This is a genomic window from Peribacillus frigoritolerans, from assembly GCF_040250305.1.
Taxonomy (GTDB): Bacteria; Bacillota; Bacilli; order Bacillales; family DSM-1321; genus Peribacillus.
The window spans coordinates 118,422-132,322 of the sequence record NZ_CP158190.1; the positions used below are offsets into that span (position 1 = coordinate 118,422).

The window sequence follows — 13,901 nt, forward strand, 5'->3', positions numbered from 1 at the left end:
GCTTTTTCCGCTTAATTTCATCTGTCCCTTCTCCACATGGAAGTTTATTATTCACAAAGATTTTTAATGGATGTCAAGTAAACCGATATTCTGATTTCCGGTGCCCATAATCGTCGAAACCCGCTTTGATATTGACAATAAAAAACAGCCGTGATAAGGTTTTATGGATATAGTAGATAGGATAGGTGTATCTAATGCGAAAAAAAATAGTTCTTGCCTGCACTGATTGCGGTACAAGGAATTATAGTTATGAGAGCAAACAATCGACAAGCGGCGAACGACTGGAAATCAAGAAATTTTGCAGTACGTGCAACTCACACTCGATTCATAAGGAAACGAAATAACCGTTCTATAAATAGATTGACAGAAGCTTCTAATGCTTGGAGGTACATTCATGAAACGTTTTACCGAATTTTTCAGCGGAGTCGCCCGCGAAATGCAAAAAGTAAGCTGGCCGAAACGCAAGGAGCTTACCAAATATACAATCGTGGTGGTAACGACTGTAGTATTTATGGCTTTATTCTTTACAGTGGTGGATTTGGGCATTTCCGAATTAATTCGCTTAGTTATTGAATAAGAGATTCGAAAATAAGGTATAATAGTGATAGAATAATATGTGTCAGCAGAAAAGCCCGGAAACGGGTTTTTTAATTTGTCTTTTTTAATAAGTGAAGAAGTTCAAAATCGAGCACTGCTGTAATATGTTCACCACAATATATTCTAGTTAAGTCGGGATGACGCCGTATGGTTTTTTGGCTAAAACGTTCAAAGATAAAGATTAATAAAGAAAATGATTGATTGCAGGGAGGGAAGGACGTTAAAGTCCTAACACATGGAAAAGAATTGGTATGTAGTTCACACCTATTCAGGTTATGAGAACAAAGTTAAGGCTAACTTGGAAAAACGTGTTGAAACTATGGGGATGGAAGACAAGATCTTTCGCGTTGTAGTTCCAGAAGAAGAAGAAACAGAAGTGAAAGATGGCAAAAAGAAAGTGACCAAAAAGAAAGTATTTCCAGGATATGTGTTGGTTGAGATCATCATGACTGATGATTCATGGTATGTTGTCCGGAATACGCCTGGAGTAACAGGTTTCGTAGGTTCATCTGGAGCTGGTTCAAAACCGACTGCATTGCTGCCGGAAGAAATTGAAGTCGTTCTTAAACGAATGGGCGTAGATGAAAGCAAAATCGAGGTTGATTTTGAAATCGGTGATACGGTTCAAGTTAAGGAAGGACCATTTGCAACATTTGCCGGCCCTATTGAAGAACTTGATAAAGACAAAGGTAAAGTAAGGGTTCTAGTCAATATGTTCGGCCGTGATACACCGGTTGAACTTGATTTTAATCAAGTGGAAAAATTATAAACGGAAAAAAACTTGAAATTGCCTTTTGAAAGTGGTAAAATTTCAAAGGTCAGTATGTTTCAATTTTTAGGCCTCAACGATACAAGCATTCTTTATTAATATATAAAGAATTCAAGATGAGTGGGAGGGTATTACCCTATTACCACATCACGGACTTATAAGGAGGTGTGTCTCGTGGCTAAAAAAGTAATTAAAATGGTTAAATTGCAAATTCCTGCTGGTAAAGCGAATCCGGCACCGCCAGTCGGTCCTGCATTAGGTCAAGCTGGTGTAAACATCATGGGATTCTGTAAGGAGTTCAACGCTCGTACAGCAGATCAAGCTGGTCTAATTATTCCTGTTGAAATCACGGTATTTGAAGACCGTTCATTTACATTCATTACAAAAACTCCACCGGCTGCAGTATTGCTTAAGAAAGTAGCTGGTATCGAGTCTGGTTCTGGTGAACCTAACCGTAATAAAGTTGCTACAGTCAAGCGTGATCAAGTGCGCGAGATTGCTGAAACTAAAATGCCTGACCTAAACGCTGCAAGCGTTGAAGCTGCAATGCGTATGGTTGAAGGTACTGCTCGCAGCATGGGTATTGTCATCGAAGACTAATCCATGTAATTGCTATTTGTTTCTACGGGGTTGCGATTGATACTCGCAACCTTTATTCGTGGGAGGTCATTCCGTTAAAACCACAATTTAGGAGGATTTATATCATGGCTAAAAAAGGTAAAAAGTATCTTGAAGCAGCTAAGCTTGTAGAAGTATCTAAGGCTTATGCTGTAACTGAAGCAATCGAAGTTGCTAAAAAAGCAAACTTCGCAAAATTCGATGCGACTGTTGAAGTTGCTTTCCGTTTAGGCGTAGACCCTAAGAAAGCCGACCAACAAATTCGTGGAGCTGTTGTTCTTCCGAATGGTACTGGTAAAACTCAACGCGTATTAGTATTCGCAAAAGGCGAAAAAGCAAAAGAAGCGGAAGCTGCTGGTGCTGACTACGTTGGCGAATCTGACTACATCAACAAAATCCAACAAGGATGGTTCGAATTCGATGTAATCGTTGCGACTCCAGACATGATGGGTGAAGTTGGTAAACTTGGCCGTGTATTAGGACCTAAAGGTTTAATGCCTAACCCTAAAACTGGCACAGTAACTTTCGATGTAACGAAAGCTGTTAATGAAATCAAAGCTGGTAAAGTTGAATACCGCGTAGATAAAGCTGGTAACATCCACGCTCCAATCGGTAAAGTATCTTTCGAAGATGCTAAACTAGTGGAAAACTTCACTACTATCTATGATACATTATTGAAAGTTAAACCTGCGGCTGCTAAAGGAACTTACATGAAAAACGTTTCTGTAACAACTACAATGGGCCCTGGTGTGAAAGTTGATCCTTCTTCTTTCAAATAAATAATTGACATACCAAAACTATTATTGTTATAATAAGTTTTGTTGTGAATAAATGAATACTATTTGTACCGTAGACAGTAGGTGCTCATTACGAGCTTAATTCCCTGCCGAGGTAATTCGATAATAATAGTCCTGGACTATGACTTTTGAAATTACTGCCTTCATGTCTGCAATAGAGATGAAGGCTTTTTCTTTGAAACGGTATAAATGTTTTCAAGCAAATCTACAGGAGGTGTAAGGATGAACGCAATTATTGAACAAAAGCAAAAAATCGTTGCTGAGATTTCTGAAAAGTTAACTTCAAGCCAATCAACAGTAGTTGTTGACTACCGTGGATTGACTGTTGCTGAAGTAACAGAACTTCGTAAGCAACTTCGTGAAGCTGGCGTTGAGTTTAAAGTTTACAAAAACTCTATGACTCGCCGTGCTGCTGAAAGTGCTGAACTTAGCGCTTTGAACGAATCATTAACAGGTCCAAACGCAATTGCATTCTCAACTGAAGATGTTATTGCGCCAGCAAAAATCCTTAACGATTTTGCGAAAAAACATGAAGCTTTAGAAATCAAAGCTGGAGTAATCGAAGGAAATGTTGCAACTGCTGAAGAAATTAAAGCTCTTGCAGAACTACCTTCACGCGAAGGCCTACTTTCAATGCTACTCAGCGTGCTACAAGCACCTATGCGCGGACTTGCTCTTGCTACAAAAGCTGTTGCAGAGCAAAAAGAAGAACAAGGCGCGTAAGCTGACCGCTTATTTAGCCTGCTGATTCAAAAAAAAACCAACCATTTCGAGGAGGAAATAAAAATGACTAAAGATCAAATCATTGAAGCAGTTAAAAATATGACTGTTTTAGAATTAAACGACCTTGTAAAAGCTATCGAAGAAGAATTCGGCGTAACTGCTGCTGCACCTGTAGCTGTAGCTGCTGCTGGTGGCGCTGCTGCTGAAGAAAAAACTGAGTTTGATGTAATCCTTACATCTGCTGGAGATCAAAAAATCAAAGTTATCAAAGCTGTACGTGAAGTTACAGGTCTTGGACTTAAAGAAGCAAAAGAACTTGTTGACAACACTCCAAAAGCAATCAAAGAAGCTGCTTCTAAAGAAGAAGCTGAAGAAATCAAAGCTAAACTTGAAGAAGTTGGAGCTGGCGTTGAAGTTAAGTAATCTTGCATAAACAAAAAGCTCGCTATCACTGGCGGGCTTTTTTTCTTCATTTTTAAAGAAATGACGGAAATTAGCCGTTAATGGTTTGATAACGAGGATTTCGTTATTACGACATTCCGGCATGCAAGCATCCATTCTTCAATTCTCTTCTCTCATTAAATCTTCAATATTCCTTTCTGATAGGGGGAGATGACTCTGACAGAGCATTACTACTCACAAAAACCGGATGTCGTAAGCAATCCGAAATTTTGGGATTTCACATTAAAGGGACGTACATTTCGCTTCAAAAGTGATAATGGTGTTTTTTCGAAAAAGGAAGTTGATTTCGGATCGCGTCTTTTGGTTGAGAGTTTTAACCTTAATGAGGCTGTGGAAGGAAATATTCTCGATGTTGGTTGCGGTTATGGACCAATTGGAATATCGATTGCGGCAGCTTATCCCAATAGAACGATAGAAATGATTGATATAAATAGCCGGGCAGTTGAATTGTCAAGAGAGAACGCTGCATCTAATGGGATCGCAAACGTGAAGATTTACGAAAGTGATCGTTTTGACAAAGTTGCCTCCAATCAATTCGCAGCGATTCTTACGAACCCTCCCATTCGCGCAGGTAAAAGTGTAGTCCACGAAATTTTAGAAGAAAGCTATCGCAGTTTGGTAGCTGGTGGAGAATTATGGGTTGTCATTCAAAAAAAACAAGGAGCTCCATCCGCAATGGATAAAATGGAGCAATTATTTGGAAATGTTGAGGTGCCCGTTAAGAAAAAGGGTTACTATATACTATTATCCAAAAAGGTTTGACTCTAAATTTTCGCTATGTTAGTATTATAAAATGCATATATATAATTCCGTAACTATGCAATTTTTATACCATTGGTGTATAATCAATGGATAATATGGGAAAAATATATAAATAATAGTTCGTTTTATGAGAAATAGTGGTTTTTAAAATAAAAACCATTTTCTTTTTGTCTATGGAAATGATTCCTTTTCCGAGGCAAATGGATCCTTATAACGCTTGATTTAAGGGGTGAATCAGTTGACAGGTCAACTTGTTCAGTATGGACGACACCGCCAACGTAGAAGTTATGCAAGAATCAGTGAGGTTTTGGACCTTCCGAATCTGATTGAAATTCAAACAGCTTCTTATCAATGGTTTCTAGATGTAGGTTTAAAGGAAATGTTCCAGGATATTTCTCCTATTGAGGATTTTACAGGTAATTTATCGTTAGAATTCATCGATTACAGCTTAGCTGAGCCGAAGTATTCTGTGGAAGAAACAAAGGAACGCGATGTTACGTATTCTGCACCACTTCGTGTGAAAGTGCGCCTTGTTAACAAAGAAACAGGGGAAGTGAAAGACCAGGATGTATTTATGGGTGACTTCCCGCTGATGACTGAAACAGGTACATTTGTCATCAATGGTGCTGAACGGGTAATTGTATCCCAATTAGTGCGCTCACCGAGTGTTTACTATAATGGGAAAATGGATAAAAACGGTAAGCTTGGATTCTCTGCGACCGTTATTCCTAATCGTGGCGCATGGCTCGAATATGAAACAGACGCCAAGGATGTTGTGTATGTTCGAATCGACCGCACCAGGAAATTACCGATCACGGTATTAATGCGTGCTCTTGGATTCGGAACAGATCAAGAAATCATCGATTTGATCGGAGACAACGAATACCTTCGCAACACTCTTGAAAAGGATAACACCGAGAGTGTGGAAAAAGCATTACTGGAAATCTATGAGCGTCTACGCCCAGGTGAACCGCCTACTGTCGAAAACGCGAAAAGTCTTTTAGTATCACGCTTTTTTGATCCAAAACGTTATGATTTAGCTAATGTAGGCCGTTATAAAATAAACAAAAAACTGCATATCAAGAACCGTTTATTCGGACAACGTATTGCAGAGACTTTGATTGATCCTGAAACAGGTGAAATCATCGTTGAAAAAGGTACAATGCTTGATCGTCGGACTCTTGATAGGATCCTGCCTCATATCGAAGGTGGAATCGGATTCAAAACATTCCATCCATCAGGTGGTGTAGTGGAAGAAGAAACTCTTCTACAACCTATTAAAGTGTTTGCACCAAACGATGCCGAAGGCGAAAAAGTGATCAATATCATCGGTAATGCATATGTGACCGACCAGGTCAAAAACATTACACCGGCTGATATCATTTCTTCCATCAGTTATTTCTTTAACTTATTGCATGGTGTGGGAATCACGGATGACATTGACCATTTAGGTAACCGTCGTCTGCGTTCCGTTGGTGAATTGCTGCAAAACCAATTTAGAATTGGTTTATCCCGTATGGAGCGTGTTGTTCGTGAAAGAATGTCCATTCAGGATACGAATACAATCACTCCGCAGCAACTAATCAACATTCGCCCGGTCATTGCATCAATTAAAGAGTTCTTTGGAAGCTCACAGCTTTCCCAGTTCATGGATCAAACGAATCCGCTTGCTGAATTGACGCATAAACGTCGTCTATCTGCATTGGGACCTGGTGGTCTGACACGTGAGCGTGCTGGCTTTGAAGTACGTGACGTTCATTATTCCCACTATGGTCGCATGTGTCCGATTGAAACGCCTGAGGGACCGAATATTGGTTTGATTAACTCGTTATCCAGTTTTGCAAAGGTAAACCCATATGGCTTCATTGAAACACCATATCGTCGTGTGGACCCTGAAACAGGTAGAATTACAAGCCAAATCGATTACTTAACAGCTGATGAGGAAGATAATTATGTAGTTGCCCAAGCGAATGTACGACTGTCGGATGACGGCTCATTCCTTGATAATGATGTTGTTGCACGTTTCCGCGGTGAAAATACCGTTGTTCCGCGTGACCGCGTAGATTACATGGATGTATCTCCTAAACAAGTTGTATCTGCTGCGACTGCATGTATTCCTTTCTTGGAAAACGATGACTCCAACCGTGCCCTTATGGGAGCGAACATGCAACGTCAAGCAGTTCCTTTGCTTCAACCGGAAGCCCCTCGAGTCGGAACGGGTATGGAGTATGTTTCAGCGAAAGACTCCGGTGCTGCTGTAATCTGTAAACACCCTGGTATCGTAGAGCACGTTGAATCACGTGAAGTATGGGTACGTAGGGTAAGTGAAGTAGACGGACAGCAAGTAAAAGGAAATCTTGATAAATATCGTCTATTAAAATTCATTCGTTCCAACCAAGGAACGTGCTATAATCAACGCCCTATCGTCAGTGTTGGCGACAACGTCGTAAAAGGTGAAATTCTTGCTGATGGTCCTTCAATGGAAAAAGGTGAGTTGGCACTTGGACGTAACGTATTGGTTGCCTTCATGACATGGGATGGATATAACTATGAAGATGCCATCATCATGAGTGAACGATTGGTTAAAGATGATGTGTACACTTCTATTCATATTGAAGAATATGAATCTGAATCACGCGATACAAAATTAGGGCCTGAAGAAATCACCCGTGATATCCCTAACGTAGGGGAAGATGCGCTTCGTAATCTTGATGAGCGCGGAATTATCCGTGTGGGTGCTGAAGTGAAAGACGGAGACCTTCTCGTTGGTAAAGTAACGCCTAAAGGTGTAACGGAACTGACTGCCGAGGAACGTCTATTACATGCAATCTTCGGTGAAAAAGCACGTGAAGTAAGGGATACATCACTTCGTGTACCTCACGGCGGCGGAGGAATCGTTCTTGATGTTAAAGTATTCAACAGAGAAGACGGCGATGAACTGCCTCCTGGTGTAAACCAACTCGCACGTGTATATATCGTTCAAAAACGTAAAATCCATGAAGGCGATAAAATGGCTGGACGACATGGTAACAAAGGGGTAATCTCCAGGATTCTTCCTGAAGAAGATATGCCTTATTTACCGGATGGCACTCCAGTCGACATCATGTTAAACCCATTGGGTGTACCTTCACGTATGAACATCGGTCAGGTGCTGGAGCTTCACTTAGGTATGGCTGCACGCGCACTTGGCATCCATGTAGCATCTCCTGTATTCGATGGTGCCACAGAGGAAGATGTTTGGGGTACGATTGAAGAAGCCGGGATGTCCCGTGATGCAAAAACTGTCCTTTATGATGGCCGTTCAGGTGAAGCTTTCGATAACCGTGTATCAGTTGGTGTCATGTATATGATCAAACTGGCACATATGGTCGATGATAAACTTCATGCACGTTCAACTGGTCCTTACTCCCTTGTTACGCAGCAACCACTTGGTGGTAAAGCGCAATTTGGTGGACAGCGTTTCGGTGAGATGGAAGTATGGGCACTTGAAGCTTATGGTGCTGCTTATACATTACAAGAAATCCTAACCGTTAAATCAGATGATGTCGTAGGTCGTGTGAAAACGTACGAAGCGATTGTCAAAGGTGAAAATGTCCCTGAACCAGGCGTTCCTGAGTCATTCAAAGTATTGATTAAGGAGCTTCAAAGTTTAGGATTGGATGTTAAAATCCTCAATGCCGAAGATCGTGAAATCGAAATGCGTGATTTGGAAGATGAAGATGAAGCCAACCAAGCAGACAAATTAAGCCTTGATTCAGAAACTAAAGATATGGTTGCTTCCGAAGTAGGGGCACCTGTCAAAGAATAAAATTAAATATAAACATATCTAGTTATATATTACCCGCTCTGACTGGCAGCGAGATGTTCATTGGAAGATCATGCTGCCTTGTTAGAGCCTTATTGATTCAATCAACCATCATCCGGTGTAAGATTGCCTGATATTTGACGGCAATCAAGGGTTAAACCTGGAGATTAAAAGGGAGGTAGGCCCCTTGTTAGACGTTAATAATTTTGAGTATATGAAAATTGGTCTTGCTTCACCAGACAAGATTCGTTCTTGGTCCCATGGAGAAGTTAAAAAACCAGAAACAATCAACTATCGTACGCTAAAGCCAGAAAAAGACGGTTTATTCTGTGAGAGAATTTTTGGACCTCAAAAGGACTGGGAATGTCATTGCGGAAAATATAAACGTGTTCGTTATAAAGGCGTAGTCTGTGACCGATGTGGCGTTGAAGTCACTCGTGCTAAGGTGCGTCGTGAGCGTATGGGTCATATTGAGCTGGCAGCTCCAGTTTCTCACATATGGTATTTTAAAGGAATTCCTAGCCGTATGGGACTTGTACTTGACATGTCTCCACGGGCTTTGGAAGAAGTTATTTACTTTGCATCTTACGTCGTAACTGAAACGGGCGATACAACTTTAGAAAAGAAACAGCTTCTTTCTGAAAAAGAATATCGTACATACCGTGAAAAATACGGTAAGAAATTCCAAGCTGCCATGGGTGCGGAAGCTATTAAAAAACTTTTACAAGATATTGATACGGAAAAGGAAGTAGAGTCGTTGAAAGAGGAGCTTAAAACAGCTCAAGGACAACGCAGAACCCGTGCAATCAAACGCTTGGAAGTGCTTGAAGCATTCCGTAACTCCGGAAATGAGCCTTCATGGATGATCCTTGACGTGCTTCCGGTAATTCCACCGGAACTTCGTCCTATGGTTCAACTTGATGGAGGACGTTTTGCCACATCTGATCTAAATGATTTATATCGCCGTGTTATCAACCGTAATAATCGTTTGAAAAGATTACTGGATCTTGGAGCACCAAGCATTATCGTTCAAAATGAGAAGCGTATGCTGCAAGAAGCTGTCGATGCTCTTATCGATAATGGCCGTCGCGGCCGTCCGGTAACTGGACCTGGTAACCGTCCGTTAAAATCTTTATCTCACATGTTAAAAGGTAAACAAGGTCGTTTCCGTCAAAACCTTCTTGGTAAACGTGTTGATTACTCTGGCCGTTCCGTTATCGTAGTAGGACCAAACTTAAAGATGTACCAATGTGGTCTTCCTAAAGAAATGGCGATTGAATTATTCAAACCATTCGTTATGAAGGAGCTTGTTCAAAGAGGTCTAGCGCATAACATCAAATCCGCTAAGCGTAAAATTGAACGTTTATCTCCTGAAATATGGGATGTGCTTGAAGAAGTTATTAGAGAACACCCAGTACTATTGAACCGTGCACCGACTCTTCATAGACTTGGTATCCAAGCGTTTGAACCAACGTTGGTTGAAGGTCGCGCAATTCGTTTGCATCCGCTCGTATGTACAGCTTACAACGCTGACTTTGACGGTGACCAAATGGCGGTCCACGTTCCTCTATCTTCTGAAGCCCAAGCCGAAGCACGTATGCTTATGCTTGCAGCACAGAACATTTTGAACCCTAAAGATGGTAAACCTGTCGTTACACCTTCTCAAGATATGGTGTTAGGTAACTATTACTTAACGTTGGAAAGAGAAGGCGCTATCGGCGAAGGTATGATCTTTAAAGATACAAGTGAAGCATTGCTTGCATACCAAAACGGATATGTACACTTACATTCCCGTTGTGCCGTACATGCATCATCACTGAATAATGAAACATTCACTGAAGAACAAAACCGCCAACTGCTTATTACCACTGTCGGTAAATTGATCTTCAATGAAATTTTACCAAAATCATTCCCGTATATTAACGAGCCGACACGATATAATTTGGAAACCAAAACTCCAGAGAAATATTTTGTGGAAAAAGGCGCTAATATCCCTGAATTGATTAAGGCTCAACCTGCTATCGATCCTTTCAAGAAAAAAATTCTTGGAAATATCATCGCGGAAGTCTTTAAACGCTTTAAAATTACCGAAACATCCAAAATGCTTGACCGGATGAAAGATCTTGGATTCAAATATTCGACAAAAGCCGGTATTACCGTTGGTGTGGCTGATATTGTCGTTTTAAAAGAAAAACAAGAAATCATTACTGAGGCTCAAACCAAAGTGGATAACGTCTTGAAACAGTTCAGACGTGGTCTAATTACAGAGGATGAGCGTTATGATCGCGTCATTTCCATCTGGAGTGCTGCCAAGGATACCATCCAGTCCAAACTTATGGACTCACTGGACCGACGCAACCCGATCTTCATGATGAGTGACTCCGGTGCCCGTGGTAATGCTTCCAACTTTACGCAGCTTGCGGGTATGCGTGGTTTGATGGCCAACCCGGCTGGACGTATCATTGAATTACCGATCAAATCAAGTTTCCGTGAAGGTTTAACAGTGTTGGAGTACTTCATCTCTACACATGGTGCGCGTAAAGGTCTTGCCGATACAGCCCTTAAAACAGCCGATTCCGGTTACCTTACCCGTCGACTTGTTGACGTTGCCCAAGATGTCATCATCCGTGATGACGATTGTGGAACGGACCGCGGCTTGAAAATTTCAGCCTTAAGAGAGGGTACTGAAATAATCGAGCATCTTGAAGAGCGCCTAGTGGGCCGTTATGCAAGAAAAGCGATCAGACATCCAGAAACAAATGAAGTAATCGTGGCTGAAAACGATCTTATTACTGAAGATCTTGCTAATTATATTGAATCACTTGGAATTGAAACAGCATGGATCCGTTCTGCCTTTACATGTAACACCAGCCATGGTGTATGTAAAAAATGTTATGGACGCAACTTGGCTACCGGTCAAGAAGTTGAAGTGGGTGAAGCAGTCGGTATTATTGCCGCTCAATCCATCGGAGAACCTGGTACACAGTTGACGATGCGTACATTCCATACAGGTGGGGTTGCCGGGGACGATATCACTCAAGGTCTTCCTCGTATCCAAGAAATATTTGAAGCGAGAAATCCTAAAGGTCAAGCTGTCATTTCTGAAATTGAAGGAACGATTGTTTCGATCAATGAAATTCGGGATAAACAACAGGAAATCGTCGTTCAGGGTGCTGTTGAATCACGCACGTATACTGCGCCGTACACAGCGCGTCTAAGAGTAACTGTTGATACACCTGTCCGTCGTGGTGAAGAGTTGACAGAGGGTTCCATCGATCCGAAAGAATTGCTGAAGGTTACAGACGTGCTTACTGTTCAGGAATACCTGCTTCATGAAGTTCAAAAAGTATACCGGATGCAAGGTGTTGAAATCGGTGATAAACATATCGAGGTAATGGTTAGACAAATGATGCGTAAAGTCCGTGTGCTTGATGCAGGTGAAACTGAAGTACTTCCAGGAACATTATTGGATGTTAACCAGTTCACTACTGCAAACACAGATGCATTGCTGACCAACAAATTACCAGCTACAGGCCGCCCTGTATTGCTAGGTATCACAAAAGCATCTCTAGAAACGGATTCCTTCTTGTCCGCAGCGTCATTCCAAGAAACGACTAGAGTCTTGACTGATGCAGCAATAAAAGGGAAACGTGATGAATTGCTTGGTCTTAAAGAAAATGTCATCATCGGTAAACTTGTCCCAGCAGGAACGGGAATGCTTAGATACAGAAAAGCAAACCCTGTCGTCGTTGGTGACGAAAGTGCCGATACAGTAACAGTGGATTAAAGGAAAATGGACCAGCTCAATCATTTATACTGAAAACCGCGCTCCTGTTTACTATTGGAGCTGAAGGATCAGAATTTATTGAGCTGGTCTCTCTTATTACTCATGGCCGGCTGAAAAGCCTTATGAGGATTTGATATATTCCGTTTAGGCAAATTAATAATCTTGATAGAATTATGTAAGGAAAACCTTTTGCTAGAATTATTTTTTTGAAAGAAGTTGACAGTATCCGACTAATAATGATACTATAGCAAAGGTGCTCCTATGTTACCCTGTAACTTTGGAGGATATGGACCATGTCTTATGAAAAAGTAATACAGGCAAAGTCAGTGATTATAGGGACGAAGCAAGCAGTTAGAGCTCTTAAAAACAATTTAATTCAAGAAGTTATCATCGCTGATGATGCAGATATATACTTGACTGGGCGTGTCGTTGAGACTGCCAAAGAATTGGATGTTCCTATCACATATGTTGATTCGATGAGAATGCTTGGCAAAGCATGTGGTATTGATGTCGGAGCAGCAACTGTTGCCATCAAAAAGTAAAGATGTTTTTGCAATAATATTTGCAAAGACTTTGTTTTTACCCATTTATGAACCACCTGGATGTGTGGTACTAGAAATGAAAACGTGAAGGGAGGAAAAATGTAATGCCTACTATTAATCAATTAGTGCGTAAAGGACGCGAGTCTAAAGAGGTTAATTCAAAATCTCCAGCACTTAACAAAGGCTACAACAGCTTTAAAAAAGCACAAACTAACGTATCATCTCCGCAAAAACGTGGTGTTTGCACTCGTGTGGGTACTATGACACCGAAAAAACCAAACTCCGCGTTACGTAAATATGCGCGTGTACGTTTAACAAACGGTATCGAGGTAACAGCTTATATCCCAGGTATCGGTCACAACCTACAAGAACACAGCGTGGTTCTTATCCGTGGCGGTCGTGTAAAAGATTTACCAGGGGTACGTTACCATATCGTACGTGGTGCTCTTGATACAGCTGGAGTTAACAATCGTATGCAAGGCCGTTCTAAATACGGTACTAAGCGTCCGAAAGCAGCAAAAAAATAATCTTAAACAAAAATTGAACTTTCTTGAAAGGAGGAAATACAATGCCTCGTAAAGGACCTGTAACGAAAAGAGACGTATTACCAGATCCAATATATAATTCAAAACTTGTGACTCGCTTAATCAACAAATTAATGGTTGATGGACAAAGAGGTAAATCACAAAAAATTCTTTACTCTGCATTTGATTTAATCAAAGAACGTACTGGCAATGAGCCGATCGAAGTTTTCGATCAAGCACTTAAAAACATCATGCCTGTACTAGAAGTAAAAGCACGCCGTGTGGGTGGAGCTAACTACCAAGTACCAGTTGAGGTGCGTCCAGATCGCAAATCGACTCTAGGACTTCGTTGGTTAGTAAACTACTCTCGCCTTCGTGGAGAAAAAACGATGGAAGAACGTTTAGCTTATGAAATCATGGATGCTGCCAACAACACTGGAGCAGCAGTTAAGAAACGTGAAGATACACACAAAATGGCTGAAGCCAACAAAGCTTTCGCACATTATCGCTGGTAA

13 protein-coding genes and 1 other annotated feature are annotated in these 13,901 nt (G+C 41.1%); all 13 genes read left to right on the forward strand.

From position 1 onward, the window contains the following. Nucleotides 1–194 precede the first annotated feature (194 nt). The 13 genes from rpmG to rpsG all read left to right on the forward strand — a co-directional run bounded on the left by rpmG (nt 195) and on the right by rpsG (nt 13,901). Nucleotides 195–344, forward strand: coding sequence for a 50S ribosomal protein L33 (gene rpmG, locus ABOA58_RS00625; protein ID WP_101225867.1), 150 nt, complete (start codon nt 195–197; stop codon nt 342–344). A 50-nt stretch (nt 345–394) separates the two neighbouring features. Next, nucleotides 395–577, forward strand: a complete 183-nt coding sequence (secE, locus tag ABOA58_RS00630; protein WP_034305062.1) for a preprotein translocase subunit SecE — start codon at nt 395–397, stop codon at nt 575–577. 255 nt (nt 578–832) lie between these two features. Beyond that, entirely contained in the window at nt 833–1,366 is a 534-nt protein-coding gene (gene nusG / locus ABOA58_RS00635; RefSeq protein WP_048677866.1) for a transcription termination/antitermination protein NusG, read from the forward strand. Nucleotides 1,367–1,540: 174 nt separating this feature from the next. After that, complete coding sequence (rplK, locus tag ABOA58_RS00640; protein ID WP_034305057.1) at nt 1,541–1,966, forward strand: 50S ribosomal protein L11; 426 nt, start codon at nt 1,541–1,543, stop codon at nt 1,964–1,966. A 104-nt stretch (nt 1,967–2,070) separates the two neighbouring features. Next, nucleotides 2,071–2,763 (forward strand): 50S ribosomal protein L1, encoded by a 693-nt coding sequence (gene rplA, locus ABOA58_RS00645; RefSeq protein ID WP_048677868.1) that lies wholly within the window; start codon nt 2,071–2,073, stop codon nt 2,761–2,763. 50 nt (nt 2,764–2,813) lie between these two features. Further along, nucleotides 2,814–2,964: a sequence feature (ribosomal protein L10 leader region), on the forward strand. A gap of 39 nt (nt 2,965–3,003) precedes the next feature. Further along, on the forward strand, nt 3,004–3,504 hold the full coding sequence (gene rplJ / locus ABOA58_RS00650; RefSeq protein ID WP_048677870.1) for a 50S ribosomal protein L10: 501 nt from the start codon (nt 3,004–3,006) through the stop codon (nt 3,502–3,504). 63 nt (nt 3,505–3,567) lie between these two features. Continuing rightward, nucleotides 3,568–3,927, forward strand: a complete 360-nt coding sequence (gene rplL / locus ABOA58_RS00655; RefSeq protein ID WP_034305050.1) for a 50S ribosomal protein L7/L12 — start codon at nt 3,568–3,570, stop codon at nt 3,925–3,927. 195 nt (nt 3,928–4,122) lie between these two features. Beyond that, nucleotides 4,123–4,728, forward strand: coding sequence for a class I SAM-dependent methyltransferase (locus ABOA58_RS00660; RefSeq protein WP_350302758.1), 606 nt, complete (start codon nt 4,123–4,125; stop codon nt 4,726–4,728). 238 nt (nt 4,729–4,966) lie between these two features. Beyond that, a complete protein-coding gene (gene rpoB / locus ABOA58_RS00665) occupies nt 4,967–8,536 on the forward strand; it encodes a DNA-directed RNA polymerase subunit beta (protein WP_241593943.1) in 3,570 nt (1,189 codons plus the stop codon). Between the two features lie 184 nt (nt 8,537–8,720). Beyond that, nucleotides 8,721–12,320: a DNA-directed RNA polymerase subunit beta' gene (rpoC, locus tag ABOA58_RS00670; protein WP_241593944.1), complete on the forward strand. Its 3,600-nt coding sequence runs from the start codon at nt 8,721–8,723 to the stop codon at nt 12,318–12,320. A gap of 293 nt (nt 12,321–12,613) precedes the next feature. Beyond that, the gene (locus ABOA58_RS00675) at nt 12,614–12,862 is read left to right on the forward strand and encodes a 50S ribosomal protein L7ae-like protein (protein ID WP_034305040.1); all 249 of its coding nucleotides are present in this window, start codon (nt 12,614–12,616) and stop codon (nt 12,860–12,862) included. Between the two features lie 104 nt (nt 12,863–12,966). Further along, nucleotides 12,967–13,389 carry a 30S ribosomal protein S12 gene (gene rpsL / locus ABOA58_RS00680; protein WP_034305038.1) on the forward strand — a complete coding sequence of 141 codons (423 nt, stop codon included), beginning with the start codon at nt 12,967–12,969 and terminating at the stop codon, nt 13,387–13,389. A gap of 41 nt (nt 13,390–13,430) precedes the next feature. Then, nucleotides 13,431–13,901, forward strand: coding sequence for a 30S ribosomal protein S7 (gene rpsG, locus ABOA58_RS00685; RefSeq protein ID WP_048677878.1), 471 nt, complete (start codon nt 13,431–13,433; stop codon nt 13,899–13,901).